Consider the following 25,793-nt stretch of genomic DNA (forward strand, 5'->3'; position numbering starts at 1 on the left):
GGCAAAATAGGGCATTCCCTGCCGGTCGCCGAGGCGCATGATCTACCTCCACCAGATTGACCCGATCGCCCTTTCGCTGGGGCCGCTGAAGTTGCATTGGTATGGCCTGATGTACCTGCTGGGGTTCATCGCGGCCTGGTGGCTGGGGCAGCGGCGGGTGCGCGCCGGTCGCTTGCCGGGGGTGGACGCCAACGGTTTTTCGGATCTGCTGTTCTACGCGATGCTCGGCGTGGTGCTGGGCGGGCGGCTGGGCTACATCCTGTTCTATGGGCTGGAAGGATTCCTGGCCAACCCGCTGTCCATTTTCAAGGTGTGGGAAGGCGGCATGAGCTTCCACGGCGGCCTGCTGGGCGTGATGATCGCGGCGCTGTGGTGGTCGCGCCGACAGCGCATGCATTTCTTCGACACCATGGATTTCGTCGCCCCGCTGGTGCCGTTGGGCCTGGGTTTCGGCCGCATCGGCAACTTCGTCGGCGCCGAACTCTGGGGCAAGTACACGCAGGCGGGTTGGGGCGTGATTTTCCCGACCGACCCCGCGCTGAAGGACTTTTCAGCCGCACAGTTGCAGGCGCAATATGCCGCCGGCGCGCTGGACCGGTTCGCCCGCCATCCCTCGCAGCTCTACCAGGCGTTCCTGGAAGGGCTGGTGATGTTTGTGGCGCTGTGGTGGTTCTCCCGCCAGCCGCGGCCGCGCTATGCCGTCTCCGGCCTGTTCGCGCTGCTGTATGGCGTGTTCCGCTTCCTGGTCGAGTTCGTGCGGGTACCCGACGAACAACTCCAGTACCTCGCCTTCGGTTGGCTGACCATGGGCCAGCTGCTGAGCGTGCCGCTGATCCTGCTGGGCGTGTACCTGCTGTGGCTGTCACGCCGCTCGCCCGTCCTGCAGCCCGTCGTTCCAGCCAAGGAATCCGCATGAAGCCCTATCTCGATCTGCTGCGCCACGTACTGGAGCAGGGTGCCGAGAAATCCGATCGCACAGGCACCGGCACGCGCAGCGTGTTCGGCTGGCAGATGCGCTTCGATCTTGCCGAAGGCTTCCCGCTGGTCACCACCAAGAAGCTGCACCTGCGCTCGATCGTCCATGAGCTGCTGTGGTTCCTGAAAGGCGAGACCAACATCGCGTACCTGAAGGACAACAAGGTCAGCATCTGGGACGAATGGGCCGACGCCGACGGCGAGCTCGGTCCGGTATACGGCAAGCAATGGCGGCGCTGGGCGAGCGCCGATGGCGGCGAGATCGACCAGATCAAATGGGTGGTCGGGGAGATCAAGCGCAATCCGGATTCGCGCCGGCTGATCGTCAGTGCATGGAACGTGGCGGATCTGCCGAGGATGGCGCTGATGCCCTGCCACACGATGTTCCAGTTCTACGTGGTCGACGGCAAGCTGAGCTGCCAGCTGTACCAGCGCAGCGGCGACATCTTCCTCGGGGTGCCGTTCAACATCGCCAGCTATGCGCTGCTGACCCACATGGTGGCGCAGGCCACCGGCCTGGGTGTCGGCGATTTCGTGCACACCCTGGGTGATGCGCACCTGTATTCCAACCACTACGAGCAGGCGCGCGAACAGCTGGCACGCGAGCCCCGCAAGTTGCCGACGCTGCGGCTGAATCCGGACGTGACCGATCTGTTCGCCTTCAGCTACGACGACATCGAAATCCTCGGCTACGACCCGCATCCGGCCATCAAGGCGCCGGTCGCGGTATGACCGATGGCAATGAATCGGCGGAGGTCGGCTTCCGCCGCGACGACGCTTACTTGCGCGAGCAGTACCTCAAGTGGTGGCTGTTCCGCAGTGGCTGGCGCCGCTGGCTGTGGCTGGCGTCGTTGTTGCTGGCGGTCATTGCGCTGTTGGTGATCGTGGTGACGGATGCGCCGGGCGTGCGTATGTCGGCCATGGTGGTCGCCGCGGTCGGCCTGGCCCAGGGCGTGATGCCCTGGCTGGAATACCGCCGCTGGAAGCGCGGCGCGCTGGGGGGCCTGGACACCATGCCGGACCTGCGCCTGTCGGTGGACGCCGGCGTGTTGCGGTTCGGCGCGGGGCCCAATGTGCGTTACGACGCCGGCGGCGAAGTGGTGCGCGTGGCCGGTGGACGCTTCCTTTACGAGCGCGGAAACAGCGGCCGCCATGTCTATCTGCCGGACCGCTGGTGGAACGACCCGCGCATGCAGGCGTTGTTGGCCCACTGGCGGCCCGCGTCTCCCGTGGATGTGCCGCGCTAGCGCGGGAGCGTGTCCCGGCAACCGGCAATGCAGCGGAAGTAGGCGGCCGCCCCCGGGTAATCGACGGTCATGATGAAGTGGCGGAAGGCGTTGCCGCCCAGCGCGCCATCCACGCGCGCGTCCATGAAGCTGGACATGAAATCATGGAAGTTGCGGTTCTCGCGATGGGTGAACCACACCGGACCCACCTTGTAGCCGGCGACGATCACTTCCGGCACTTCGATCATCGCCGAACCCATGCCGGCCTGTGCGTTCTCGATGACGCGCCATTCCGGATGCGCCTTGCGCCAGGCCTGGAACACGCTGTCGGCGATCATGCTGGTGGCGCGTTCCGGCGCGCCGCCATCCGCGAGTTCGGCCAGCGCCTGCGGCGTCAGCACGGTCATCGCACCGGTATCCAGCAGCAGCGAATGCGTCTTGCCGTCGATGCTGACCTGCAGGCGCGGGAAGTCGGCCACCCGCGCGCCGTATTCGTCGGTCTTGAAACCCAGTGCGACCCGGCGCAACTCCGGCGAAGGCTTCCAGTCGCCGGCCTCGCGCCGGAAACGGCGGCCGGGGTAATCCCAGGTCCAGATCCGGCCGGCGAACCACGCTTGGCCGAGGATGCCGTCGTCCTGGCTGGTGCCGGGCAACTGCGGACCGGCCAGTGCGCTTGGCAGCACCATCAGGCGTCCGTCGTCGGCCAGCGGCGCCGGGATGCCGGCGTCCAGCGCGAATGCGGGCAAACGCGTGATCCGGGCACGGTCGCCCAGCTCGCGTCGCGCGTCGGGATCCTCCAGCGGCGCCTGCGGCAGCTTCAGGCGTTCGACCGCCTCTTGCTTGAGGAACAGCCCGCCACCGGTATCGGTGTACAGGCGCAGCCGCTCGCCCTGCGCTCCTTCGGCCTGCAGGTAGACGCGATCGGATTCGAAGCTCGCGGGAAGCGGCTGGCCCGCACTGGCGGTCGCCCCCAGCAACAGTCCACCAGCCAATAGCATCGTCCTGGCTTGCGAGGGCATCCGGCCTTCCCCGAAGATGGTATGTGGCGAAAGTACGCCGCGCTCCCCACGCACGCAATACGCCGGAAGTCAGTCTGCATGAATACACCTGTTTCCCTGTCGCTGGTCGCAGCGCTGGATCGCCACTTCGCCATCGGTCGCGACAACGACCTGCCGTGGCGCCTGCCTGACGATCTCAAGCGCTTCAAGGCGCTGACCCTCGGCAAGCCGGTGCTGATGGGCCGGCGGACCGCCGAGTCGCTGGGCCGCGCGCTGCCGGGCCGTCGCAACCTGGTCCTGACCCGTAGCGGCCAGGTGCCGTTTGCCGGCATGGAGGCGGTCGGTTCGCTCGAACAGGCACTGGCCTGGGCGGCCAGCGAGGAGAATCCGGAAATCTGCGTGATTGGCGGCGGCGAGATCTACGCGCAGACCCTGTCGCTGGCCGACGCCCTCTACCTGACCCACGTCGATACGGTAGTGGAGGATGCGCACGCGCATTTCCCGCGCTTCGAGACCGGCGAGTGGGACGTGGTCCGGCGCGAACCCCACCCGGCCGATGCGCGCCATGCGCATGCATTCGAATTCGTCGATTACCTTCGGATACGGGCGCGCTGACACGTGCGTCGCACGGTCATCACGGCAGCGCCGGCCGGTAATGCCCGATGATGGAATGCCGGAACAACAGATCTTCTTCCTGCGTGCCCGCGCCGATGTTGTGCAGGATCAGCGGCACGCCTTGCGCGCTGCGCCGATCCGAGACGATGCCGATGTGCAGCAGGCCGCTGCCCTGCAGTTTCCAGGCGACGATGTCGCCCGGCGCGTAGTCCGCCGCCCGCGCACTGATTGCACGGTGCCAGCCCTGCTGCTTGAACCAGTGCATCTGGTTGGGTACCCGGCGGTGATCGATGTTGCGATCCGGACCGGACATGCCCCAATCCTGCGGATAGGTGCGGAAACGGACGCGCATGTCCTCGTGGATGGCCTGCTGGAGGTCCAGTCCCTGCGTGCGCAGGGCGCGGATCACCACGTCCGTGCAGACGCCGCGCTCCCGCGGAACATCGCCGCCCGGATAGGCCAGCCGGACATACGCCGGATCGTAGCGGCGGGTGACGCCGACCTGCGAGCGGGCCGCCGCGACCAGGGGAGGCGAAGCGGCGGAAACGACACTCGAGGGTGCGCCCGTATCGATGGAGACCGCGGTGGTCGCGGGCGCTTGCGGGGAAGCTGCCGTGGCCGGAGCACGGCCACACGCCACCAGCAGCTGGGCGGACAGCAGGACCGCGGCGAAGGTGCGCGGGGAGACCGTCGGAATGCGCATGGCCCGATTGTAGCGAAGCGGCGCGATGGCGCTTCCGTCCGGATCGCCGGATCAGTGAACTGACAACACACGCAAGCCGGGTGTTCGGGGGAGCGTCAGTCCCGGCCGGCGAAGGAAGCGGGGTCCACGTCGCGTCCGGGCACCTGCACGATGCGCAGCTCGTCGGTATCCAGTTGCAGCGCCGTGAGTTTGCCGCCCCAGACCGCGCCGGTATCGATCGCGTGCACGCCATGGCCGATCATCAGGCCCAGGGTCGACCAGTGGCCGCAGACGATCTTCAGATCGCGCGGGGCACGGCCGGGCACTTCGTACCAGGGATACAGTCCCTGCGCCTGGGTGCCGGGCGCACCCTTCTCCTCGATCGCCATGCGGCCGCGCGGTGTGCAGTAGCGCATGCGGGTGAGCACGTTGATGATGGCGCGCGCGCGATCGTAGCCGGCCAGGCCGGACGACCAGTTGGGCTTGTCGCCATACATGTTGCGGAACAGCTTGCGGTAGCCGTTGCCGTGCAGTTGCTGCTCCACTTCGCGCGCATAGCGTTCGGCGAGGCTCGTGGTCCACTTGGGAGCGAGTCCGGCGTGGATCATCATCCAGCCCAGTTCGCGGTCGGCGTGCACCAGCTTCTGGCCACGGAGCCAGTCCAGCAGCGCCCGCGCATCATCGGCCAGGACCACCCGCTGCAGATCCGGATTGACCTTGCGCTGCTCCTCCGGCGAGCGTTCGCCGATCGCCAGGAGCGAGAGGTCGTGATTGCCCAGCACCACCACGCTCTGTTCGCGCAGCGAATGCACCAGCCGCAAGGTCTCCAGTGACTGTCCGCCACGGTTGACCAGATCGCCGCAGAACCACAGCCGGTCCCCGGCCGGATCGAAACGCAGCTTTTCCAGCAGGCGCTGGGTCGCGTCGTAGCATCCCTGCAGATCGCCAATCGCCCAGACCGCCATCAGTGCAGCGTCCGCGGAATCGAAAGGGTGAACTCGGGAATGGGGGCGTCGAAGCGGGTGCCGTCGTCGGCAATCATGTCGTAGCTTCCTTTCATGGTCCCGATGTCGGTTTCCAGCACCGCGCCGGAGGTGTACTCGAAGTCCTCGCCCGGTTGCAGCCACGGCTGCTCGCCCACCACGCCGGCACCTTCGACTTCGCGGACCTTGCCGTTGGCGTCGGTGATGACCCAGTGCCGGCCCAGCAGGCGCGCGGGCGCGGCACCCCGGTTGCGGATGCGGATGGTGTAGGCGAACACATAGCGCCCGTCCTCGGGCGCGGACTGATCGTCGAGGAAGCGGGTGGCTACGTCGATATCGATGGCGTAGTCGTGTTTCATGCCGGACAGTGTATGCATTGCGGCGTGAAACAGGAATCGCCGTGCCGGCGTGGGCGCGCGATTAGCCTGCCGGCGTCGCCGGAACCTGGTTGGCGAGGCGGATGAACGCAGCCACTTCGACCTGCTCGGCACGGGCGTCGGGACTGATTCCCGCGGCCTCGATGCTCGCCCCGTCGCACACGCCGGACAGGGCATTGCGCAGGGTCTTGCGGCGCTGCCCGAACGCTGCACGCACGATTTCGGTGAAGCGCTGCGGATCGGCCACGCCGATCTCCGCGGGCGGGCGCGGCACCATCCGCACCACCGCCGAATCCACCTTCGGCGGCGGCCGGAACGCGCCGGGGGGCACCACGAACAGCGGCGTCACCGTGCAGTACGCCTGCAGCATCACGCTCAGGCGGCCATATACCTTGCTGCCGGGACCGGCGGCCATGCGATCGACCACTTCCTTCTGCAGCATGAACACCATGTCGCGGATCGACGCGGCGTGTTCGAGCGCATGGAACAGGATGGGCGAGGACAGGTTGTAGGGCAGGTTGCCGACCAGGCGCAGGCGATCGTCACCGGCCAGCTTGCCGAAATCCACCGCCAGCACGTCCTTGTGGATGATGGTCAGGCGGCCGACGCCTTCGGAGGCTTCCATCAATGGCGTGATCAGATCGCGATCGAATTCGATCGCGGTCAGTTCGCCATGGCGGCGCAGCAGCGGCATCGTGATCGCACCCTGGCCCGGGCCGATCTCGACCAGCCGATCCCCCGGCTTGGGGTCGACGGCCAGCACGATCCGCTCGATGTAGCTGCGGTCGGTCAGGAAATGCTGGCCCAGCGATTTCTTGGGCGGTGCCTTGAAGGAGGACATGGCGTGGGTCTGGGAAGGTTCGGGGATTGGGATTCGGGATCAGGACGGCGAGAAGCCACCTTGTGCGCGGGCATGGCGTGCCGGCTTCTGGCGGGCGATGCGCGCGCAGGTCCGCACGGCCGCGAACAGGCTGGAGGGATCGGCGACACCCTTGCCGGCCAGTTCCAGCGCCGTGCCGTGATCCACCGCCACCCGTGGATAGGGCAGGCCCAGGGTGAGGTTCACCGCCTGTTCGAAGCCGCTGTACTTGAGCACCGGCAGGCCCTGGTCGTGATACATCGCCAGCACCGCGTCGAATCCCGCCAGTTTCTGCGGCAGGAAGGCCGTATCGGCGGGCAGCGGACCCACCAGCCGCATGCCTTCGTCACGCAGGGCGGCCATCACCGGTTCGATGACTTCGATTTCCTCGTGCCCCAGATGGCCGGCCTCGCCGGCATGCGGGTTGAGGCCGAGGACCGCGATCACGGGATCGGGGATGCCGAAGTCGTCGCGCATCGCGGCATGGGTGATGCGCAGCACCGTGGTGAGTCCGTTGACGGTGATGGCGTCGGCTACCTGTCGCAGGGGCAGGTGCGTGGTCGCCAGGGCGACGCGGACGATGTCGTTGGCCAGCATCATCACCACGTCGCGCCGCGCGCGCGCGGCCAGCAGTTCGGTGGTGCCGGTGTAGGCGATGCCGCCGGCATTGATCGCGGCCTTGTGCACCGGTCCGGTGACCACGCCGGCGAACTCGCTCCGCAGGCAGGCATCGGACGCCTGCTCCAGCGCGGCGATGACGGCGGCGGCATTGCGGGGATCCGGCCGGCCGAAATGGGTGGGCGCGGCATTCGGCACCGCGCGCAGGCGCAGATCGCCCGGCGACCGGACGTCCTCATGCTCGTCGAGCAGGCGCAGCGGAAGGCCCAGCCCGGCCGCGGCGGCCCGCATCACTTCCGGGTCGGCGAAAGCGACCAGCCCGCAATCCTCGCGGGATTGCTGGGCAAGGTGGACGCAGAGTTCGGGCCCGATGCCGGCCGGCTCACCCGGGACCAGCGCCAGGCGGGGCAGCACGTTCAGCCGCCGGGCGTGGGGACGGGCGCTTCGGCGGGGGCGGGCGCCGGCGCGTTCGCCGGCGTACCGTCGGTCTGGGCCTGGGCACCCGTGCGGATGTCCACGAACGCCTCGCCACGCATTTCCTGGAGGAAGCGGTTGTATTCGTCTTCCAGCTTGCGGCGGCCGATGGTCTCGCGGATCTGGGCGCGCTGGTTGGCGTCGGTGACATCGCTCTGGCGCGCTTCCACGCGCTGCACGATGTGCCAGCCCGCATCCGTGCGGAAGGCTTCGGTGACTTGGCCGTCGCCGACACCGGCGACCTGTTCGCCGAAGGCCGGGCCAAAGGCATCGGCCGGGAACCAGCCCAGATCGCCGCCTTCGCCACGGCTGTTCGGATCCTCGGAGGATTCCTTGGCGACCGTGGCAAAATCCGCGCCGCCGGCGATGCGGGCGCGCAGGGTGTCGATCTTGGCCTTGGCCGCGGCGGCGTCCTGGGTTTCGGTGACGCGGACCAGGATGTGGCGGGCGTGGTACTCGGTGACGGTCCGCTTGTCGGCCTGCGAGGCGTCGCGGGTCTCCACCAGCTTGAGCAACTGGAAACCACTGGCGCCGCGCAGCGGGCCGACCACCTGGCCGGGGGACATCGTCTTGAGCATCTCCACGAAGGCAGTCGGGATTTCGTCCATGCTGCGCCAGCCCAAGTCACCACCGTCCAGCGCGTTGGGGCTGTCGGAATAGCGTACGGCCGCGGCGTTGAAATCCATCTCACCCTTGTCCAGCAGGGCCTTGATGCCATCGACCTTCTGCTGGCCGGTGCTGATCTGCTCGGCCGTGGCGCCGTCCGGCAGGGCGACCAGGATGTGCGCGAGGTGGTATTGCTGGCCCGAACCGGCCTGCATCGCCAGCGCCGCATCCACTTCACCCTCGCTGACCTGGATCTTGCTCTGGGCGAAGCTCTGGCGCAGGCGCTGGACGGTGATCTCGTCGCGCAGCGAATTGCGGAAATCGTTGAAGGACATTCCGTCCTGGGCCAGCCGTGCGCGCAGGGCGTCGACGGTCATGCCGTTCTGCTGGGCGACCGCGGCGACCGCGCCGTTGACTTCCTGATCGCCGACCTGGATGCCGCTGCCACTGGCGCGGGTCACCTGCAGCTTCATCAGGATCAGGCGTTCCATGACCTGGCGTTCCAGTACTTCGCGCGGCGGCAACTGGCCGGGCTGGCTGGCGTACTGGTTGATCACGTTGGCGACCGCGCGGTCCAGTTCGCTCTGGAGAATGACGTCCTCGTCGACGATCGCGGCGATCCGGTCCAGCGGCTGGAGGGTCTGGGCCGACAGCGGCGCCACGCAGGCAGCAGCCAGCAGGACGGCGGCGAGGGGACGGAACAACTTGATGGTCATGGCAGCATATCCGGAGCGTAGCGGTTGTCGTCGTCCGGATCCGGCGTGGTATTGCTCGGCGGGACGAGATAGAGGTCGTCTCGGTAATAGCCGAGGATACCACGGCGCAGGGTGCGCTCCGTGTCCTGGCCAGCCGAGCCCAGGCCCTTGAGGACGAATTCGACCTGGATGGAGTTGTTCATTTCGCCCTCGCGGTTGCGCACGTAGCGGCGCACCACCGCGCGCACGGCCAGGCAGCAGCTGTCCCACTGGACGCCGGCGATGCCTTCCAGCAGCTTGTTGTCCTGGAACGAGTGGTAGTAGCGGCCGACGATGCTCCAAGAGGGGCTGATCGGATACAGGAAGGAGAAGTCGCCCTGCTCCAGCAGATCGCGGCGGCTGCGATAGGTCAGGTTGACCACGCCGTCGTCGCCGATCAGGTAGCGCGCGCGGAGGCTGGACAGATCCTCGCGGCGGAACTTGGGATCCCATTGATACGACGCGCCGATGGTCCAGCGGTCGGTGGGTGCGTAGTTGGCATCGGCGATCCAGGCCGACTTGCCTTTCTGCAGCGGCGTTTCCGCGGGTGAAAGGGTGACGCGCGCATCCTCGAAATAGCGGATCTGGCCGAGGCTCATCGAGGCCCGCTCGAAACCATCGGACTGGCGCAGGAAACGGGTCGTCAACGCCATCGTCAGCTGGTTGGCATCAGTCTGGCGATCAGGTCCCGAGTAGCGGTTGTCGCGGAACATCTGCCCCCAGCTATAGGTGAAGGGTCGGGTGTCGAACAGCGGGATGCCATCCTGGTTGCGGTATGGCACGTTGAGATAGAACAGGCGCGGTTCCAGTGTATGCAGGAAGCGGCTGCCCTTGATCTCGGTCTCGCGATCGAAGAACAGGCCCATGTCCAGCGAGCCGATGGGCAGGCTACGGTTGGGTGATTCATCGTAGTAGGGCCGCATCATCGCGTCGGTGACGCTGGCGGCCGGCACGCCGAGCGCGCGTGCGGCGCGATCGGTGGCGACACCGCGGGCCAGTTCCGGGTCCAGGCGATAGTCGGTGTAGCGCCAGGCCAGGGTGGGGCGCACGTACCAGGACGGGCCTTCGAAGTTCACGCTGACGGTCGGCTTGAGATCGAGGCGGGAGCCGCCGGCATGCACATCGTGCTGGAAACGCACGGCTTCGCTGTGCAGGCCAATATTCAGCCAGCGCCCCAGCGGACGATCGTAAGTGAAGTAGGCGCGCGGCAGGCGGTTGTAAGGTAGCGACGCCTTGGTCAGATTGAAGTCCGACAATTGCCAGGCGTCGGCCATGACGCCGCCGTTCCAGAACTGGCCCACGCCGTACAGACCGGCGGTACTGGTAAGGGTACTGGCGGTCAGACCGCCGAGATTGTTCGCGAAGTCCTCGACATAGCGGGAATCGCTGACCCAGACCAGATTGGCGCGGGCCTGCCACTGCGAACTGAGGTTGTGGTAACCGTCGAAACGGAACAGACCCCGGCTGTCACCGGGTTCGGGGTTGCGCTCGGGAACGAACTCCGGTTCGCGGCTGCGCGTCTCCAGCAGGTCGTCACGGTGCATGTAGTTGCCCTGCAACTCGCCGGCGCCGCCTTCGTACAGGTAGCGGAACTCGGCGCCGAGGGCAAAGCCGCGCTTGCTCATGTAACGCGGGTTGAGGGTCATGTCGTAGTTCGGGGCCAGGTTCAGGTAGATCGGCTGGCGGTAATCCAGGCCATTGCGCCCGGAATGGCTCAGGGCCGGGTACAGCAGGCCGGTATGGCGCTGGTCGTCGATCGGGAACTTGAACCACGGCATGTACAGCACCGGCACGTGGCCCAGCCGCACGGTGGCGCCGTGCGCCACGCCCCAGCCGGTTTCGGTGTTCACGTCGATGCGCCGCGAGCGCAGTTCCCAGCGCCGATCGGCGGGATCGCAGGTCGAATAGGTGGAATGCAGCAGGCTGCCTTCCGGCCCCTTCATGTCGATGCGGTCGGCGCCGCCGTTGCCGCGTCGCGAGACCAGTTGATACTGCAGGTTGTCGATCTGGTGGCGATCGGCGTTCTGGTCGCCGCGCGCGCTTTCGGCGACCAGGCGGATGCCGGCATCCTGGTAGCGCACATGGCCTTCGGCCGAATAGGTGTCCTTTTCCTGGTCGTAGGTCAGGTTGTCCGCGCCCAGGTACTGGTCACCGCGGACCAGGGCGACATTGCCCTGGTACTCCAGGTTCTGCTCGGTGCCACCAAGCTTGTCGCCCACGATGTTGGTGTCCTGGTTCGCGCGGGCGGCGCGGGCCTGTTCGGTATTGGTACCTGCGGCTGGCTGGGGCACGCCCGCGAACGCGGGCACCGGATCCTCGATCGGGCACAGCGCCCAGCTCTGGGGCTTCTCGTCGGCCGCCAGCGCCGGCAGGCACAGGGCGATACTGAACGGCAGGGGCAGCAGGCGAAGGACTGGACGCACGCGGTACCGGGCTCCGGGACGGTTCGGTTCAGAAACGGCGGTTAGCTTGCCGGATCCCCGGCATCGCGGCAATGAAAACCCCCGGCCGGTTTCGGGTCTGGTTCATGCAGTCGCGGCCAGGTCGGGGAACGCGGTTCAGCGCAGTTCGTCGACATGGGCGGAAGCACACTCCTTCAATGCCTCCAGGTCATAGCCGCCTTCCAGCATCGACACGACCCGCCCATCGGCATGGCGCCGCGCCAGTTGCCGGAGCTGGCGGGTCAGCCAGGCGAAGTCCCCGGTTTCGAGCATCAGGTCGGCCAGCGGGTCGCGCATGTGGGCATCGAAGCCGGCGGAAATGAGCAACAACTGGGGGCGCGCTTCGTCCAGGGCCGGCAGCAGTTGATCGGCCCAGGTGTTCTGGAAGCGGAATCCCCCGCTGCCGGGGGGCAACAGGGCATTGAATACGTTGCCGGCGCCGCGCTCGTAGGGGGCGCCGCTGTAGGGGAACAGTCCGGATTCGTGGGTGCTGAAGTAGGCCACCCGCGGCTCGTCGTAGAAGATGGCCTGTGTGCCATTGCCGTGGTGCACGTCGAAATCGACGATGGCGACCCGCTCCAGGCCATGCTTCTCCAGCGCGTGGGCGGCGGCGATGGCGATGTTGTTGAACAGGCAGAAGCCCATGGCCGCGCTGGCGGTGGCATGGTGGCCGGGCGGGCGGACCGCGCAGAACACGGTGCTGGCATTTCCATGCATCACCTCGTCGACCGCGGCGATGCCGGCGCCGGCGGCGCGCAGCGCGGCCGCCCGCGAGGCCGGCACCATCACCGTGTCCGGGTCGAGCATGCGGTAGCCTTCGAAATCGACGTCCAGCACTTCACGCAGCAGGGCGTCGTCGTGCACCCGGCGCAGATCGCCCAGCTTGGCCAGCGGCGCTTCGCGCCAGTCCAGATCACCGTGGTCGCGGCGCAGGGCTTCCAGCACCACCTCCAGCCGTGCCGGCCGTTCCGGATGCTCGGGTCCGGGATCGTGCGACAGGCAGGCCGGGTGGGTGTAGATGATCACGGCGTCAGGTCGGGCGCCGCCGTTCGTGGTTCCAGAGCACTTCGCCATGACCGTCGGCGCGGGCCAGCACGCGCGCCAGCACGAACAGCAGATCCGACAGCCGGTTGAGATAACGGATGGCTTCAGGCCGCACCGCATCGTGGCGGGCCAGGGTGACGGTCTCGCGCTCGGCCCGGCGCACGATGGTGCGCGCCAGGTGGCAGCGCGCCGCGGCCTCGCCGCCGGCCGGCAGGATGAAATCCTTCAGCGGCGGCAGCGCTTCGTTGTAGTGGTCCAGGCGCGCTTCCAGCGCATCCACGTCCTCGCCGGTGATGGCGGCATGGCCGGGAATGCACAGCTCGCCACCCAGATCGAACATCTGGTGCTGGACCACGGTCAGCAGCGCGGCGACGTCCTCCGGGACATTCGGCGCGGCCAGGATCACGCCGATCGCCGAGTTGGCCTCGTCGACCGTGCCGTAGGCGTTGACCCGCGCCGAGTCCTTGCCGACCCGGCTGCCGTCACCGAGTCCGGTGGTGCCGTCGTCGCCGGTGCGCGTGTAGATCTTGGAAAGGCGGTTGCCCATCGCGGTATCCCTCCGCTCAGCGCGATGCCTTCGGGTGACCCAGGCGTGCGAGTTGTTCGACGCCGACGTGGGCGATCGCGACCAAGCCGACGTAGATGGCAGCCACGCGCAGGTAGGGGAGGAACCAGTCGCTGTAGTTCTTCCACCAGCCGGCCACGGTCGGGTTCGGCACGATGTCGCGGGCCAGCCAGTAGAAGCTGCCCTGGCTCAGCAGGTGGCAGGCCACCACCGAGGCGAACAGGCTGGCCACGGTCACCGCCAGCACGCGGCCGTGCTGGCCGGCGTGGGTGGCGTGGAAGCGGCGGACCAGCAGGCCACCCGCCCACAGGGCGAAGTAGGCCGGGACCAGGAACCAGTACGCGGCCGAGGTGCAGTAGTGGGTCCAGAAATTCATGCCCTGGCCGCTGATGACCACATAGTCGACGGCCACGGCCAGCGCCATCAGCAGCGGGAACGCCCAGCGGGTCCAGCCGCGCAGGTAGAAGCCGCCGAGGAAGAACACCGCCCACGACGCATCCGGCACCGGGCCGAAGTGGGTCAGCGTGGCCGGCAGGTGGAGGCGGGTCGACGCCATCAGCAGGGCCAGCAGGACGAGGATGGCGGCGCGTTGGGAGTTCGTGTTCATGCAGACGGATTCCGGAGGCTCAGCGCATCATTCTAGCGGACCGCGACCCGGCCCGCGCCCATGCGCCACCGTCGAGGCCGGCCGGGGACGGTCGAGCCGGTATCATGGCCGGCATGACGCAACGGCATGACGTGGTAATCGTGGGGGGCGGCCTGGTCGGCGCCAGCCTGGCCATCGCCCTGGATCGCCTGGGCATCGACACGGGGCTGGTGGAAGCCGCGCCGCCGACGGCGATGCCGCCGGTGTTCGACCAGCGCAACCTCAGCTTCGCAACCGCCACGGTGAATGCGCTGACCGCGCTGGGCGTGATGCAGAAACTGCGCACCCCGGCGGGTCCGATCCGTCGCATCCATATCAGCCGCCAGGGCGATTTCGGGCGGGTCCGCCTGGATGCGGCCGACTACGGTCGCGAGCAGTTCGGCCAGGTCGTGGTGGCGCGCGATTTCGGCGAAGCGCTGGAAGCGCGCCTGGGTGAACTCCGCCATGTCACCCGTTACCGGCCGGCGCGCTTCATCGCCCTGGAAGAAGGGGCCGCGGGCGCACGCCGCCTGCGCCTGGCCGGCGAGATCGGCGAACAGTCCGTGGAAGCCCGCCTGCTGGTGGCGGCCGACGGCACCCGCAGCCAGCTGCGTGACGCGCTGGGCATCGGCGCACAGGAACACGACTACGGGCAGACCCTGTTCGTCGCGCGCGTCCGCGCCGAACAGGCGCCCGACGGCACCGCCTACGAGCGTTTCACCGACACCGGTCCCACCGCGCTGCTGCCGCGCGGGGATCGCCATTTCGGCGCCATCCATGGCGTGCCGGCCGAAACGGCCGACGCCGTCGCCGCGCTCGACGAGGCGGCCTGGCTCGCGCGCCTGCAGGCGGCTTTCGGCTGGCGGGTCGGGCGTTTCCTCGCCAGTGGCGAGCGCAGCGCGTATCCGATCAGCCGGGTGGTAGCCGAACGCCTGGTCGCGCCGCGCGCGGTGCTGATGGGCAATGCCGCGCAGACCATCCATCCGATCGGCGCGCAGGGTTTCAACCTGGGCCTGCGCGACGCGCTGACCCTGGCCGAGCTGCTTGAAACAGGCGGCGAGGATCCCGGTGCGGACAGCCTGCTGCAGGCCTACGCGCGGCGACGCGCCGAGGACCGCGAACGCACGCTGGCGTTCTCCGACGGCCTGGCCCGGTTGACCGCCAATCCGGCACCGATGTTGCGCCCGTTGCGCAGCCTGGGCCTGGCCGCGGTCGATCTCTCGCCGACGTTGCAGGGATTCCTGGTGGGAGGCGCCATGGGCTTCCGCGGCGATGTGCCGGCCCTGTGCCGCGAGGTGGCCGCATGAGCCGGCGCGGAAAAGGGGACGTGGTGATCGTGGGCGGTGGCGCGGTCGGCGCGGCCTGCGCGCTGGCGCTGGCCGATGCCGGTTTGCAGGTGACCCTGGTCGAGGGTCGCGAACCCGCGCGCTGGTCGGCGGCGGATCCGGATCTGCGCGTCTACGCCTTCGCGCCGGACAACGCCGCACTGCTGGAATCGCTCGGTGTATTGCCCGCCATCCGCGATGCGCGCGTGCAACCGTATCGGCGCATGTGTGTCTGGGACGCGGCCGGTGGCGACGACATGCGGTTCGACGCCGACACGCTGGGCCATGCGCAGTTGGGCTGGATCCTGGAGAACGCGCTGCTGGTGGACCGCCTGTGGGCGGCGCTGCCGGCGGCCGGCGTGCGCGTGCACTGCCCGGCGCGGGTGCAGGAGGTCGAGCAGGATGAGGATGGCGTGCGCCTGAAACTGGAGGACGGCACCCGCCTGGATGCGCGCCTGGCCATCGCCGCCGATGGCGCCGATTCCAGCCTGCGCCAGGCCGCCGGCGTGGCGGTGTCGCAACACGATTATGCCCAGCGCGGCGTGGTCGCCTACATCGAGACCGCACAGCCGCACGAGGACACCGCCTGGCAACGCTTCCTGCCGACCGGCCCGCTGGCGCTGCTGCCATTTACCGAAGGACGCAGCTCGATCGTCTGGACGCTGCCCGATGCCGAAGCCGCACGGGTGCTGGCGCTGGACGACGACGCGTTCGCGCGCGAACTCACCCGGGCCTCCGCGGCGCGGCTGGGCAACGCCCGGCCGGTATCGCCGCGGGTGGCGTTCCCGCTGCGCCGGCAGCTGGCGCAGCAGTATGTATCCGGACGGATCCTGCTGATCGGCGACGCCGCGCACGTGGTGCATCCGCTCGCCGGGCAGGGCGTCAACCTTGGCTTGCGCGATGTGGCCGGACTGCGCGCGCTGATTCGCGATGCGCAGTCGCGCCGGGTGGACTGGAGCGCCCCGCACCGGCTGCTGCGTTGGGCGCGCCAGCGGCGCAGCGAGAGCACCGCCGCGGCCTACGCCTTCGACGGCATCAACCGGCTGTTTTCCAACGACGAAATGCACCTGACCCTGTTGCGCGGGCCGCTGCTCGGCCTGGCTGGCCACGTGCCGCCACTGGCCAATCTGTTCTGGCGCCGCGCTTCCGGGCTCTGACGCGGCGCGCAGGGCGGCGCCTGCTTCGCCGCGCTAACCCGGCAGGAACGGGAAGACCAGTTTCAGCAGTGCCTTCAGGCCGCCTTCGGCGGTGCTGGCGATCGCATCCGCACCCAGGCTGTTGAGGGCATTGCGGGCATCCTGCCAGCGCAGCTTGCCGACATCCTTTTTCAACAGTTCGGCCACTTCCTCCGAAGCCGGTGCCAGCTTCTTCAACTCGCCGCGGATCTGTGCCGGATCGGTCTGCAGGAAGCCCCAGCGCTCGGCAATCGCCAGCAGCGTGTCGAAGCGCACCGCCACCACTTCGCGGTTGCGCTCGTAGACCGGCAACGCGCCGACGTCCAGGATCGCCTGCTCGAACTGCTGCTGATCATCCGGATGTTCGACCCGGACCGCGAGAAAGCCCTCCTTGCGGCTGCGCTCGCTGACGTGTTTCGCCCCGGCGCGCAGGTTGGCCTCGGTCAGTACCGTGGCGACGATTCGCTGCAGCGCAGCCTCGCGTTCCTCCGGTACCAAAGCCCGCCAGCGCGCATAGCCGTCGCGCCGCAGCGCCTTCACCTTGGCGGGAGTGACCCGCAGCTTGCCGGCGACGGTGAAATTGGACTCGGCACGATCGATGGCCCCGTCGCGTTCCAGCAGCACGAAGATCAGCAGTTCCAGATCGCGCTTGGTCAGCGACTGGAAGCCCTGCAACAGGGTCAGGCGCAGGAATTCGTTGCCGAACGCGGCGGGATCCTTCAGTTCGATGGGCAGCATGGGAGGGCTCCGGGTCAGGGAAGCATCTTGCCATGCGGCCATGTCACCGCCTGAGACCCCATGCGGCGGCGCTCACAGAACCGGCACCGGGCCGATCGCGGCGCCTCAAGGGGCGCTGGGGCGCCCGTGCTCGCGGCCAGGCCGGGCGCTGCGGAAAGTCTCCACCGCGCCGCGGTCCTGCAGGGTGACGTAGACGGTGCGGCCGTCTTCTCCGCCAAACGCGACGTTGGTGGGCTTTTCGCCCTTCAGCCGCACCTCGCGCAGCTGGCGGCCTTGCGGCGAGACCACGGCCACCGTGCCGGCGCCATAGCGGGCGATATACAGGTTGCCGTCCGCGTCGGTGCGCATGCCGTCCAGTCCGTGATCCGGGAAATTCAACAGCAGGCGCTTGTTGGCCACGCCGCCGTTGCCGTCCAGGTCATACACCCACAGGTTCCGCTGCACGCTCTCGTTGACGTAAAGATGCCTGCCGTCCGGGCTCACCTCGATGCCGTTGGTGGTCCCCATGCCGGTTTCCAGCAGATGGGTGCTGCCGTCGCGGTCAATGCGCCACAACTGGCCGCTGCCGTTCTTCCAGTCGGGATCGCTGGCGTACAGGCGTCCGTCCGGCGCCAGCGCGATGTCGTTGGGTTGGTGCATGCGTGGTTCGTGCGCGAACACCGCGACGTGGCCCTGGGCGTCGATGCGCAGGATGTTGTGGCCGCTGTAGTCGGCCACGTACATCGCGCCGTCCGCCGTGAAGCGGATGCCGTTGCCGGTGCTGCCGGCCGGCAGCTCGACGAACAGTTCGGCCTTGCCGCTGCCATCGGCCTGCGCGCGCACCCGGCCGATGGTGCCGTCGCGACCGAAACTGACCAGGTACAGGAGGCCATCGGGACCCACCGCCGGACCTTCGATGCCCTGCGAGAACACGCCGTCTCCGACGTAGTCGCGGGCAACGTAGTCGGGCTCGGCGGCAAGGCTGGCGGGCGCGGTCGACGCCAGCATGGCGGCGAACAGACAATGGCGCAGGTTCACCATGTGCATCCCTCAGCGGCCCAGGGCGTAAAGCGCGGTGGCGAAGGCCAGTATCGCCACCGTGGTGGCGATCGCGGCCAGCCGGTTGGCGCGGTGCAACTGGCGTTCCATGCGATCGGCTCCGACCTGCAGCACCTCGATGGTCTTCTGCATGTCAGTGGCCAGCCGCGAGATCGAATCGGCGTTGCGGGTGGCGGCCGCCTGCAGCTCGGTGATCTGTTCGTCGATGATTGCCAGCCGCTGGACCTGGGTGGTGTCGATCGGCGGCGTGCGGGTGAACAGCGGTTTCGCCAGCCGGATGATTTCCGGCAGCGAGGACGCGGCGATGGTGATCCAGGTGGCGGCCATGGGACTCCTGCGCACCGTGGGGTGGTGCCTGATGGACGATCGGGATGGTAACCCGACCGCATCGCGCTGCGGCCGGTCAGGCGTGCCGCGGCGTCGCGAACACGGTGATCTCCTCGCGGTCGTGATAGAGCTGGCGCGCCCGCACGATCAACGGTCGCGACGCCTGCTCGGCGAACAGATCCAGGCACAGCCGGGTTTCGTCCCAGCGCTTCTTCATCGGCAGCTTGAGATTGAAGATGGCGTGCCGGCACCAGCCCTCGCGGAACCAGGCGGCCATGCGCTCGGCGACCCGGCGCGGCTGTTCGACCATGTCGCAGACCATCCAGTCCAGCGGCTGCGCGGGTTTCCAGTGGAAGCCGTCGGCGCGCAGGTGTTCGACCAGGCCGGTATCCAGCACGTGCTGGCGCAGCGGACCGTTGTCGACGCTGGTGACGCGCAGGTGCTGGCGGGTCAGCACCCAGGTCCAGCCGCCGGGCGCGGCGCCCAGGTCGGCGGCGGTCATGCCGGGCTTGAGCAGGCGCGCGCGATCGTCCGCGTCCAGCAGCACCAGCAGGGCCTCTTCCAGTTTCAGTGCAGAGCGAGAGGGCGCGTCCGGCAGCAGCTTCAGGCGCGGAATACCCTGCGGCCATGGCGAGCCGTCGCGCGGCCCGCTGCGGGTGAGGAAGGCGTGATCGCCCTGCACGAACACCACGTGCAGGCGCGGCAGGCGCGCATCGTCCTGCGTGCTCAGCACGCCGGCCTTGCGCAGGGCCGGGCGCAGCGCGTTGCCGAAGCTGCGTGCCAGGCCGGCCAGCGGTTTGGATGCATCCGAATCCGCGTGCTCCACCCACAGGTCGCCGAAACGCTGGCCTTCCAGCGCCGCCAGCATCGGGCTGATACGGTCACGCGGATCAAGCCCGCGCAGTTCGGCGATCACGCGCAGCTTCTGGCGTGCGAACACCAGATCCCGCAACGGTAAGGCGCGGTCAAGCGATTCGGCGTCATCGCTGGCGAACACCACGTAGCCATCATTGCGCTGCGCGCGCGCATAACCGGCGATGCCCGCGAGCGCCGCCCGCTCGGTCAGTTCCGCGGCGAGTTCGGGTTCGAAGCCCTGCCGGCAGAATCCCAGCAGGCCGCTCACGCGCACGCCCCGCGGCGGGGCGCGGCGGCGGTATCAGTACTTGTCGCCACCGGATTCGCCGTAGTGTTTCAGCACCGCGCGCGCATCGTCGCGGCGCAGGTCGCGCACCACCTCGATGCCGCGCTTGTTCAACTCGCCGATCCAGTCGGCGGGAAGCGGGCCTTCGTCGAACTCGGTCAGTTCCATCACGTCCTCGGCGCGCGCACCGATCAGCAGGCGGTTGATGCCGGCCCAGACGGTGGCGCCATAGCACTGGCAGCAGGGCTGCGACGAGGTGGCCAGGGTCACCGGACCGACGCGCTCGTTCAGGCGCGGCGTCTGCAGGCGCTGCTGGGCCAGCATGTAGGCCATGTTCTCGGCATGCGCCAGCGAGCAGGTATGCGGCATCACCCGGTTCACGCCGATGGCGATGACCCGATGATCCGGGCCGAACACGACCGCACCGAACGGGCCGCCGGTGTCGGCTTCGACGTTGCGCCGCGACAGCGCGATCGCCAGGCCGACCTTGTCCTCGTCGCCCGGAAACACCGCCGCGCCGTCGACGGCGTCATGCACCCACGCCGGCAGGGTCAGGTGGACCTGGGCGTACAGCATGCTCATGCCTTGGCCCAGGTGTCGCGCAGGGTCACGCTGCGGTTGAACACCGGCTTGTCTGCGGCGTGGTCGTAGCGATCGGCGACGAAGTAGCCGATGCGCTCGAACTGGAACGACTGTTCCGGCTTGGCCGCGGCGGCGGCCGGCTCCACGTAGCCCTGCACGGTGCGGCGGGATTCGGGATTCAGGTAGTCGCGATAGCTCTTGCCGTCGGCTTCATCGTCCGGATCCGCCACGGTGAACAGGCGATCGTACAGACGGATTTCCGCCGGGACGGCATGACGCGCGCTGACCCAGTGGATGGTGCCCTTGATCTTGCGGTCGGCGCCGGCCATGCCGGGGCGGGATTCGGGATCCAGCTCGCCGCGGATTTCGATGACCTGGCCATCGTTGTCCTTGATCACTCCATCGCAGCGGAAGATGCCGGCGCCGCGCAGGCGCACTTCGCCACCGGGAATCAGGCGCTTGAAGCCCTTCGGCGGGACTTCGGCGAAGTCCTCGCGCTCGATCCACAACTGGTTGGAGAACGGGACTTCACGCGAGCCGAAGCCTTCGTCCTTGGGATGGTTCGGGAACACCAGGGTTTCGCCATGGCTGTCCGGCAGGTTGGTGATGACCAGCTTCAGCGGATCGATCACCGCCATCCGGCGCGGCGCGGCGGCGTCCAGATCATCGCGCAGCGCGCCTTCCAGCACGCTGTAGTCGATCAGCGAGTTCTGCTTGCTGATGCCCACGCGATCCACCATCAGGCGCAGCGCCGACGGGGTATAGCCGCGGCGACGGATGCCCTGCAGGGTCGGCATGCGCGGATCGTCCCAACCTTCGACCAGCCGGTCGGTGACCAGTGCATGCAGCTTGCGCTTGCTCATCACCAGGTAGTTGAAGTTCAGGCGTGAGAATTCGATCTGGCGCGGCTTGCCGGCTTCGCGCGGCAGGCCCTTGTCCAGCAGCGGCGCCAGCAGTTCCGGATGATGGGCCAGGTCGACCTTGTCCACGCACCAGTCGTACAACGGGCGGTGATCCTCGAACTCCAGCGTGCACAGCGAGTGGGTGATGCCTTCCACCGCGTCGCCGAGCGAGTGCGCGTAGTCGTACATCGGATAGATCGGCCAGGCGTTGCCGGTGTTCTGGTGCTCGACGTGCTTGATCCGGTATAGCGCCGGATCGCGCAGGTTGATGTTGCCGCTGGCCATGTCGATCCTGGCGCGCAGGGTGCGCGCGCCGTCGGCGAACTCGCCCGCGCGCATGCGCCGGAACAGATCCAGGTTCTCCTCGACGGAGCGATCCCGCCACGGCGAATTGCGGCCCGGCTCGGTCAGGCTGCCGCGATACTCGCGGATCTGCTCCGGGGTCAGGTCGCACACGAAGGCATCGCCCTGCTGGATCAGCTTCTCGGCCGCCAGGTAATACACCTCGAAGTAGTCCGAGGCGTGGCGCAGGTCGCGCCAGTCGAAGCCCAGCCAACGCACGTCGTCCTGGATCGCGGCGACGTATTCGGGGTCTTCCTTGGCCGGGTTGGTGTCGTCCAGGCGCAGGTTGCAGACGCCGCCGAACTCGGCGGCGATGCCGAAATTCAGGCAGATCGCCTTGGCGTGGCCGATGTGCAGGTAGCCGTTGGGCTCCGGCGGGAACCGGGTCTTGACGGCATGGTGGCGGCCGCTGGCCAGGTCCTCGCGCACGATCTGGCGGATGAAGTCCCGCTTTTCGGGGGCGGCGTTATCCGGCTGGGTGGCGATGGGGGCGGTGGTCTCGGACATGCGGGGCTGGGCGATTCTGGGCAAACCAAGAGTTTAGCCGTTCCGGTCCCCGGCCGCGTCGCGGCGGCCTATCCTGTAGGCCCTTTTCCATCCGCTGGAACCCGTGCATGAGCCGTCCCATCCTGATCATCGGCAACAAGAACTACTCGTCCTGGTCGCTTCGTCCCTGGCTGCTGCTGCGCCAGTTCGGGGTCGAGTTCGACGAGATCCGGCTGCCGCTGGACACGCCTGAGTTCTTCGCCGAGGTGAAGCGCTATTCCCCGACCGGCAAGGTGCCGGCGCTGTGGGACGGGGAGCTTCACCTATGGGACTCGCTGGCGATCTGCGAATACGCCAACGAGCGCTGGCTGGACGGCGCCGGCTGGCCCCGCGAGCGGACCGCGCGCGCGCTGGCACGGGTGGCTGCGGCCGAGATGCACTCGGGATTCGCCGGATTGCGCACCCAGCTGCCGATGAACAGCCGCCGCCAGCCGGACGCCTACCGCTGGGATGAAACCGCGCAGCGCGACATCGACCGGGTGCAGGCGTTGTGGACGGAGCTGCGCGGCCGGTTCGGCCAGGGCGGCGACTTCCTGTGCGGCGGCTTCGGCATCGTCGACGCGATGTTCGCACCGGTGGCGATCCGCTTCGACGGGTATGGCGTGCCGGTGGACGCCGTGGCGCAGGACTACATGCAGGCGCTGTTCGCGCTGCCGGCGATGCGCGAGTGGCGCGAGGCGGGGGCGCTGGAAACCGAATCCGTGCCCGGCACCGAGGCCATGCGCAAGGCCCCGTAAAGGCCGGAAGGTGTAGCCTGCCGGCGATTGCTGGAGATTTGCCGATGCGAGTGGTCTATCTGGCCGACAACCTGTTCGACGCCCATCTGGTCAAGCATGCGCTGGAGGACGCCGGGCTACCGGCGTTCGTGTTCGGCGAATCGCTGATGGGCGGCATGGGCGAACTGCCGCTGTTCGGCGTGCTGCGGGTGTGCGTGCCGGATCCGGCCTGGCCGGAAGCGCAGGACGTGGTGGCCCGCCTGCCGTTGGCGCGACCGCCGGAAGGGGAAGACCCCGCGGCGGATTCGCCGGAAGGAAGTCCGCTGCCGGCCTGACGGGCCGCAACGCTGCGCCTTCGGTTCCCCCTTGACCAGCCATTGGGCTGTTGAAAGCGGAAAAAGGGGGCAGGGGGATTTGCTTTTCCCACTCCGCAGCAAATCCCCCGTCACCCGCTGCGCGGGCACACGCCCCTTTCCAAGGGGGCTGATGGGTTGTCCGTCGAGCGCTGGCACCCTGGCACCGAGCGCGGGGCGACGAAAGCAAAGATTGCATGGCGCGCCCGGGTGGCGCCTTGCCGGCCATTGGCATCAGCGCCCGCAGGTGGTGTCGTCTTCGGTGAAGTAGCCGTTGACGGTCGCCAGCCGGTGGGCCTGGCAGTTGCCCGCGCTGTCTGTCCTGCGGAAGTCCTGGCGGGAATGGCCGGTCGCCCGGCGCTGCTCGCGAGGCACTTTCTGGGTATAGCCGGCTTCGCCCTGGAAGCGGTTCTCCACCTTCGTCCAGGTGGCGGCGGCATCGCCCTGTTGCCGCCGGGTCGACTCGTCTGCCTGGATGACCAGATCGGTGGTCAGGCGCGGATTGCCGGCTTCGGGCGTGGTGCGGATGCCGCCGTCCAGGCTGAAGGCCAGCGTCTGTTCCTCGACCCGCGGCGCCTGGCCGGCGGCTCGGGTCGTCACCCGCTGGCGGTCGGTCCATTCGGCTTTCAGCCGGTCGTCCGACTCCTCCTTGTCCCAGTCGTGGCGGCTCTGCATGCCGACCTGGTAGGCGACTTCGATCTCGCGGCGGCCCGTGGACGTCTCGATCCAGCCCGCCAGAGCCAGCTCGCCCGCTCCTCTGGAACGCAGCACGGTGCGTCCGTTTTCCTCGGCGAAGGCATCCTCGCGCCCGGGCTTGCCCAACGCATGCGAAGTCAGCTCGCCGCGCGTCCGCATGCCCTTCGGGTCGCGCCAGATCTGCAGGTTGGGCAGCAATGTCCAGCCGGCGGCGTCGTGGGCCAGCCCGACCACGCGCACGCGCAGTTCGTGCGGCTTGCCGTCGTTGAGCAGGCCGATGAAGGGAGTCAGCTCGAAGCGTTGCGGATGCAGATCGAACGTATGCGGCGCGGGTATCACGTACCACAGGAAGGGATTGGACCAGCCACCGGTGTAGATGTGCGGATACGGCATCGCCAGCCCCGCGACCTTGCCGTCGATCAGTACCTGCAGTTCGCGATATGGACCGTATTCGCTGGGGCAGGAGTACTCCTTGCGCGGCACGCTCAGGTACCAGAACTCCTCGCAGCCACCGCCGGACCCGTTGGCGTAGACCTCGGCGACCAGACGTGTCGCGTCCGCCGGCAAGGTGAAGCCGCCGACCATGTCCGCGCCGGCCCGGTGGGCGCCGTCCAGCGGCACGATCCGTTCCGCGCTCGCCGCCGGGGCATGCGCCGGATCGGCCGGATAGAAAGTCAGGCTGGCACGGATGTCGAACACGCCGGTGTAGGTCTCATTGACCAGGTTGCCCAGTTCCATCACCACCGGTTGTTCGCGGTCGAACAGCGGCGCATAGGCGCTCACGTCCTTCTCGACCTGCCAGCGGATGCCCTCGCGGGACGGCTCGGGCGTGCTGGTGCGCAGGACGGTCACGCCGCCGATGCTGATCTGGCCCATGCGATCGTACTGGCGCCCTTTCACGCCGCCCTCCAGGTCCAGCACCACCTTGTGCCAGGGACCGGGACAGTCCGCCGGCGGGGTGAACGTCCGCCGGTACGGTTCGAAGTCGGCGAAGCCGTGGCGGACGATTTCCACCGTGCAGTGGCGGATGTCCGGCCGGACCACCTTCGGCTCGGCGGTACGCGGATCGTCCCAGTCGGCGCCGAATTCGGCGGGTGGACGGGTGTCGGCGGCGAGGGCGGGCATCGTTGCGGCTGCGGTGCAGAGGAGCAGGGCGAGACGGGGAATCATTGGTTTATATCGATCCAATTCAAGAGGCGGCGATGGGCCGGGCCAAGCGGGGGCGCAACAGGGAGGAGCGCCGCAGCCTACACGGCAACACCCGCTTGCGACAGTCCATGGTGCTTGAAAGCGGCCTGGCGAGGGCCCAGATCCCGGACATCCATCAAACGCGGGGTGTCCCATGCTCGGAATCGGTGCGCACAAACAACGCATGCCGCGCCCGGAGGAAATCCTGCCCGGCCGCGCCCATCCGCTGCCGCTGAACAACAGCCATTTCGTCCACGGCCGCCCGCTGCGCGCCGATGCCACCGGCCTGCTGCAGGTGGACTTCGGGATGGGCTGTTTCTGGGGCGCCGAACGCAAGTTCTGGAGCCTGCCGGGCGTGTACACCACGGCGGTCGGCTACGCCGGCGGTGGTACCCCCAATCCCACCTACGAGGAAGTGTGCTCGGGCCTGACCGGGCACAACGAGGTGGTGCGGGTGATCTACGACCCCAAGCGGATCGATTTCGACGAACTGCTGCGGGTGTTCTGGGAAAACCACGATCCCACCCAGGGCATGCGCCAGGGCAACGACCTGGGCACCCAGTACCGCTCGGCGATCCTGTGCCATTCGCAGGCGCAGCATGACGCCGCGATCGCCAGCCGCGACGCCTACCAGCAGCGCCTGCGCGCCGCCGGCCATGGCGACATCACCACCGAGATCCTGTATCCGGCGCCGGAGTTCTACTACGCCGAGGACTACCACCAGCAATACCTGGCGAAGAATCCGAACGGCTACTGCGGTCTTGGCGGCACCGGCGTGAGCTGCTCGATTGGGCTGGATGCCTGACAAGCGAGGGACGACGGAACCGACCTGTAGGAGCGAGGCCAGTCGCGACCGTGGCCTGGGGTCGTCCGCCGGCCCGGGCACGGCAACGAAAAGAGGC

Annotated in this window: 27 protein-coding genes; 9 read left to right on the forward strand and 18 right to left on the reverse strand. The window is 68.2% G+C overall.

Annotated features, from left to right (window positions below; genetic code table 11):
- Positions 1 to 37 precede the first annotated feature (37 nt).
- Genes lgt through AC3DE2_RS19250 form a run of 3 tightly spaced genes read left to right on the forward strand, consistent with a single transcriptional unit; the run spans position 38 to position 2,222 of the window.
- Positions 38 to 916 carry a prolipoprotein diacylglyceryl transferase gene (gene lgt, locus AC3DE2_RS19240; RefSeq protein WP_295377715.1) on the forward strand — a complete coding sequence of 293 codons (879 nt, stop codon included), beginning with the start codon at positions 38 to 40 and terminating at the stop codon, positions 914 to 916.
- Positions 913 to 1,707 carry a thymidylate synthase gene (locus AC3DE2_RS19245; protein WP_488427439.1) on the forward strand — a complete coding sequence of 265 codons (795 nt, stop codon included), beginning with the start codon at positions 913 to 915 and terminating at the stop codon, positions 1,705 to 1,707. Before lgt ends, AC3DE2_RS19245 begins: the two co-directional genes overlap by 4 nt.
- Positions 1,704 to 2,222, forward strand: a complete 519-nt coding sequence (locus tag AC3DE2_RS19250; RefSeq protein WP_488427440.1) for a hypothetical protein — start codon at positions 1,704 to 1,706, stop codon at positions 2,220 to 2,222. The genes AC3DE2_RS19245 and AC3DE2_RS19250 overlap by 4 nt, the downstream gene beginning before the upstream one ends.
- Here AC3DE2_RS19250 and AC3DE2_RS19255 read toward each other — a convergent pair.
- Positions 2,219 to 3,220, reverse strand: a complete 1,002-nt coding sequence (locus AC3DE2_RS19255; RefSeq protein ID WP_488427441.1) for a hypothetical protein — start codon at positions 3,218 to 3,220, stop codon at positions 2,219 to 2,221. The two genes, AC3DE2_RS19250 and AC3DE2_RS19255, sit on opposite strands and share 4 nt — an antisense overlap.
- Positions 3,221 to 3,298: 78 nt before the next feature.
- Between AC3DE2_RS19255 and AC3DE2_RS19260 the strand changes: the two genes are divergently transcribed.
- The gene (locus tag AC3DE2_RS19260; protein ID WP_295377726.1) at positions 3,299 to 3,814 is read left to right on the forward strand and encodes a dihydrofolate reductase; all 516 of its coding nucleotides are present in this window, start codon (positions 3,299 to 3,301) and stop codon (positions 3,812 to 3,814) included.
- Between the two features lie 19 nt (positions 3,815 to 3,833).
- Here the strand turns inward: AC3DE2_RS19260 and AC3DE2_RS19265 are convergent, their stop codons facing one another.
- From AC3DE2_RS19265 to AC3DE2_RS19310, 10 genes are all read right to left on the reverse strand, one after another.
- On the reverse strand, positions 3,834 to 4,517 hold the full coding sequence (locus AC3DE2_RS19265; RefSeq protein ID WP_488427442.1) for a DUF1287 domain-containing protein: 684 nt from the start codon (positions 4,515 to 4,517) through the stop codon (positions 3,834 to 3,836).
- Between the two features lie 95 nt (positions 4,518 to 4,612).
- On the reverse strand, positions 4,613 to 5,461 hold the full coding sequence (locus tag AC3DE2_RS19270; RefSeq protein WP_295377732.1) for a symmetrical bis(5'-nucleosyl)-tetraphosphatase: 849 nt from the start codon (positions 5,459 to 5,461) through the stop codon (positions 4,613 to 4,615).
- Positions 5,461 to 5,838: a Co2+/Mg2+ efflux protein ApaG gene (apaG, locus tag AC3DE2_RS19275; protein ID WP_295377734.1), complete on the reverse strand. Its 378-nt coding sequence runs from the start codon at positions 5,836 to 5,838 to the stop codon at positions 5,461 to 5,463. The genes AC3DE2_RS19270 and apaG overlap by 1 nt, the downstream gene beginning before the upstream one ends.
- Before the next feature lie 61 nt (positions 5,839 to 5,899).
- A complete protein-coding gene (gene rsmA / locus AC3DE2_RS19280; RefSeq protein ID WP_295377736.1) occupies positions 5,900 to 6,697 on the reverse strand; it encodes a 16S rRNA (adenine(1518)-N(6)/adenine(1519)-N(6))-dimethyltransferase RsmA in 798 nt (265 codons plus the stop codon).
- Positions 6,698 to 6,736: 39 nt separating this feature from the next.
- On the reverse strand, positions 6,737 to 7,747 hold the full coding sequence (gene pdxA, locus AC3DE2_RS19285; protein ID WP_295377739.1) for a 4-hydroxythreonine-4-phosphate dehydrogenase PdxA: 1,011 nt from the start codon (positions 7,745 to 7,747) through the stop codon (positions 6,737 to 6,739).
- 2 nt (positions 7,748 to 7,749) lie between these two features.
- Entirely contained in the window at positions 7,750 to 9,129 is a 1,380-nt protein-coding gene (locus AC3DE2_RS19290) for a peptidylprolyl isomerase (protein ID WP_488427443.1), read from the reverse strand.
- Positions 9,126 to 11,570, reverse strand: coding sequence for an LPS assembly protein LptD (gene lptD / locus AC3DE2_RS19295; RefSeq protein ID WP_488427444.1), 2,445 nt, complete (start codon positions 11,568 to 11,570; stop codon positions 9,126 to 9,128). The genes AC3DE2_RS19290 and lptD overlap by 4 nt, the downstream gene beginning before the upstream one ends.
- 135 nt (positions 11,571 to 11,705) lie before the next feature.
- Positions 11,706 to 12,614, reverse strand: coding sequence for a histone deacetylase family protein (locus tag AC3DE2_RS19300; RefSeq protein WP_488427445.1), 909 nt, complete (start codon positions 12,612 to 12,614; stop codon positions 11,706 to 11,708).
- A 4-nt stretch (positions 12,615 to 12,618) separates the two neighbouring features.
- The gene (locus tag AC3DE2_RS19305) at positions 12,619 to 13,179 is read right to left on the reverse strand and encodes a cob(I)yrinic acid a,c-diamide adenosyltransferase (protein WP_141455809.1); all 561 of its coding nucleotides are present in this window, start codon (positions 13,177 to 13,179) and stop codon (positions 12,619 to 12,621) included.
- A gap of 16 nt (positions 13,180 to 13,195) precedes the next feature.
- Positions 13,196 to 13,804, reverse strand: a complete 609-nt coding sequence (locus AC3DE2_RS19310) for a hypothetical protein (protein ID WP_295377748.1) — start codon at positions 13,802 to 13,804, stop codon at positions 13,196 to 13,198.
- A gap of 113 nt (positions 13,805 to 13,917) precedes the next feature.
- On the opposite strand from AC3DE2_RS19310, the gene ubiH reads away from it, so the two are divergent.
- Both ubiH and AC3DE2_RS19320 read left to right on the forward strand, forming a co-directional pair.
- The gene (gene ubiH, locus AC3DE2_RS19315; protein WP_488427446.1) at positions 13,918 to 15,129 is read left to right on the forward strand and encodes a 2-octaprenyl-6-methoxyphenyl hydroxylase; all 1,212 of its coding nucleotides are present in this window, start codon (positions 13,918 to 13,920) and stop codon (positions 15,127 to 15,129) included.
- Positions 15,126 to 16,304, forward strand: a complete 1,179-nt coding sequence (locus AC3DE2_RS19320) for a UbiH/UbiF family hydroxylase (protein WP_488427447.1) — start codon at positions 15,126 to 15,128, stop codon at positions 16,302 to 16,304. The genes ubiH and AC3DE2_RS19320 overlap by 4 nt, the downstream gene beginning before the upstream one ends.
- A 33-nt stretch (positions 16,305 to 16,337) precedes the next feature.
- On the opposite strand, the gene AC3DE2_RS19325 is transcribed toward AC3DE2_RS19320, so the two are convergent.
- The 6 genes from AC3DE2_RS19325 to AC3DE2_RS19350 form a co-directional block, all read right to left on the reverse strand.
- Positions 16,338 to 17,060 (reverse strand): hypothetical protein, encoded by a 723-nt coding sequence (locus AC3DE2_RS19325; protein WP_295377756.1) that lies wholly within the window; start codon positions 17,058 to 17,060, stop codon positions 16,338 to 16,340.
- A 105-nt stretch (positions 17,061 to 17,165) separates the two neighbouring features.
- Positions 17,166 to 18,080 carry an SMP-30/gluconolactonase/LRE family protein gene (locus tag AC3DE2_RS19330; RefSeq protein WP_488427448.1) on the reverse strand — a complete coding sequence of 305 codons (915 nt, stop codon included), beginning with the start codon at positions 18,078 to 18,080 and terminating at the stop codon, positions 17,166 to 17,168.
- A 9-nt stretch (positions 18,081 to 18,089) separates the two neighbouring features.
- Positions 18,090 to 18,425, reverse strand: a complete 336-nt coding sequence (locus tag AC3DE2_RS19335; protein WP_295377759.1) for a hypothetical protein — start codon at positions 18,423 to 18,425, stop codon at positions 18,090 to 18,092.
- Between the two features lie 76 nt (positions 18,426 to 18,501).
- Positions 18,502 to 19,548, reverse strand: a complete 1,047-nt coding sequence (gene rlmM / locus AC3DE2_RS19340; RefSeq protein WP_295377761.1) for a 23S rRNA (cytidine(2498)-2'-O)-methyltransferase RlmM — start codon at positions 19,546 to 19,548, stop codon at positions 18,502 to 18,504.
- A gap of 33 nt (positions 19,549 to 19,581) precedes the next feature.
- Positions 19,582 to 20,142 (reverse strand): nucleoside deaminase, encoded by a 561-nt coding sequence (locus AC3DE2_RS19345; RefSeq protein WP_488427486.1) that lies wholly within the window; start codon positions 20,140 to 20,142, stop codon positions 19,582 to 19,584.
- Positions 20,143 to 20,144: 2 nt separating this feature from the next.
- A complete protein-coding gene (locus AC3DE2_RS19350; RefSeq protein ID WP_488427449.1) occupies positions 20,145 to 21,899 on the reverse strand; it encodes a glutamine--tRNA ligase/YqeY domain fusion protein in 1,755 nt (584 codons plus the stop codon).
- A 107-nt stretch (positions 21,900 to 22,006) separates the two neighbouring features.
- Here AC3DE2_RS19350 and AC3DE2_RS19355 point away from each other — a divergent pair, with 107 nt between their 5' ends.
- Both AC3DE2_RS19355 and AC3DE2_RS19360 read left to right on the forward strand, forming a co-directional pair.
- A complete protein-coding gene (locus AC3DE2_RS19355) occupies positions 22,007 to 22,675 on the forward strand; it encodes a glutathione S-transferase family protein (RefSeq protein WP_488427450.1) in 669 nt (222 codons plus the stop codon).
- A 44-nt stretch (positions 22,676 to 22,719) separates the two neighbouring features.
- On the forward strand, positions 22,720 to 22,989 hold the full coding sequence (locus AC3DE2_RS19360) for a putative signal transducing protein (RefSeq protein WP_295377768.1): 270 nt from the start codon (positions 22,720 to 22,722) through the stop codon (positions 22,987 to 22,989).
- A 252-nt stretch (positions 22,990 to 23,241) separates the two neighbouring features.
- On the opposite strand, the gene AC3DE2_RS19365 is transcribed toward AC3DE2_RS19360, so the two are convergent.
- Positions 23,242 to 24,828 carry a peptide-N4-asparagine amidase gene (locus AC3DE2_RS19365; protein WP_488427451.1) on the reverse strand — a complete coding sequence of 529 codons (1,587 nt, stop codon included), beginning with the start codon at positions 24,826 to 24,828 and terminating at the stop codon, positions 23,242 to 23,244.
- Positions 24,829 to 25,045: 217 nt separating this feature from the next.
- On the opposite strand from AC3DE2_RS19365, the gene msrA reads away from it, so the two are divergent.
- On the forward strand, positions 25,046 to 25,696 hold the full coding sequence (gene msrA, locus AC3DE2_RS19370) for a peptide-methionine (S)-S-oxide reductase MsrA (protein WP_488427452.1): 651 nt from the start codon (positions 25,046 to 25,048) through the stop codon (positions 25,694 to 25,696).
- Positions 25,697 to 25,793: the final 97 nt, after the last annotated feature.

The sequence above is a fragment of the Pseudoxanthomonas sp. 68-E7 genome (assembly GCF_057773145.1).